Origin of the sequence: Micrococcus sp. HG099, from assembly GCF_024723355.1 — a bacterium.
In the GTDB taxonomy this organism is placed as follows: Bacteria; Actinomycetota; Actinomycetes; order Actinomycetales; family Micrococcaceae; genus Micrococcus; species Micrococcus endophyticus.
On sequence record NZ_JANQCJ010000241.1, the window covers coordinates 1 to 1,338 of the forward strand.

The window sequence follows — 1,338 nt, forward strand, 5'->3', positions numbered from 1 at the left end:
GCGTTGGACCGGCGGGTGCGCACCGGCGCGCCCCCCCGCCCCCCCCGGGGCCCCCCCGCCGCGCCCGCGCGCTGTTCCCGGACGTGCCGGCGCAGCGGCTCTGGCTCGCCTCCACCGACGCGGACAGCCGCGTGCCCGCGGACTGGCTCCTGGCCCAGACCACGGCCGCCGGGCCGGACGGGGCGCTCGTGCTCGGCACCGTGGACGTCCGCGAGGGGGCGCTGCGGAGCGCCTGGGTGCGGGACTACCGGCACGAGGAGGGCCACCCGCACGTGCACGGCGCGAATCTGGGCCTGCCGTGGTCCCTGTACGAGGCCGCCGGCGGGTTCCCGCCTGTGGCCGAGCACGAGGACGTGCGCCTCGTGGGGGCCGGGCGCGCCCCGCCGCGCCTCGCCCTGGACGAGGGCCGCGAGCGCCAGCGGCAGGAGGATCAGCAGCACGAGGGCGCGGACGAACGGGCCGACGTCCACCGCGGCGACGGCCGCCGGGCCGGCGAACGCGCGCAGCAGCACGGGCAGCAGGAGCAGCTGGAGGAGCATCAGCAGCGGGGCCGCGGCGAGCAGCCGCTCCGCCGCCCCGCCCGCCAGTCCGGTGAAGGCGATGACGTAGTCCACGCAGGGGGCCAGCAGCACGAGCAGCACGCCCACGAGCAGGGCGTCGTCGTGGGCCGCGAACCGGCTGAGCCCGAACACCACGGCCGGAACCACGGCGAAGTTCAGGACCAGCAGCGCGGCGAGGAAGCGCACGTCGCGCAGGGCGGCGCCGAGGGCCGCGAACGGCACCGCGAGGAACGTGGCCAGCAGGAGCAGCCCCAGGACCGGCTCCACGAGCACCGCCAGCCGCCCGGCCCCCGGGACGGCCCACCCGACGACGGCGCCCGCGGCGATCCCGGCCGCGTACAGCGCCGCCTGGTGCCGCTCCATCCAGGCCACCATCGCCGCACGGCGGGACTGCGCGCTCTCCATGCGCCCAGCGTACGGAGCCGGTGATCGGGGCCCGGACGCGCTCGCGCACCGCGCGCCCTACTCTGGTCCCCATGCCCGCCGCGCCCGCCCCGCCCGAGGACGTCCCCCTCCCTCCCGAGGACGCCCCCACCCCGCTGCACGTCGCCGTGCGGGCGCTCGACGCCGCCGCCCTCGCGGCGGCCGGGCACACGGCCGCCACCGCGGTGGCCGCCGTCTACGCCCACGCCGTGCAGCGCGGGGCGGCCTCCTTCTGGCTGGACTCCGCCCTGCCGGACCCGGCCGAGGCCCGCTGGTCCGTGGCGGGCGACGGCCTGGACGTGCTCGGCGGGGGGCCTGTCTCTTCTACACCTCTGGCGCTGCCGCCCGTCCTACG

At 79.1% G+C, this 1,338-nt stretch carries 1 protein-coding gene and 1 pseudogene; one reads left to right on the plus strand and one right to left on the minus strand.

Features of this window, described 5'->3' with window-relative positions:
- Positions 1 to 965: bile acid:sodium symporter (locus tag NWP10_RS11955; RefSeq protein WP_258301049.1), on the minus strand; the 965-nt coding region annotated here is incomplete at its 3' end.
- Positions 966 to 1,036: 71 nt separating this feature from the next.
- Here NWP10_RS11955 and NWP10_RS11960 point away from each other — a divergent pair.
- Positions 1,037 to 1,338 (plus strand): annotated as a pseudogene (locus NWP10_RS11960) (hypothetical protein); the annotation flags it as partial.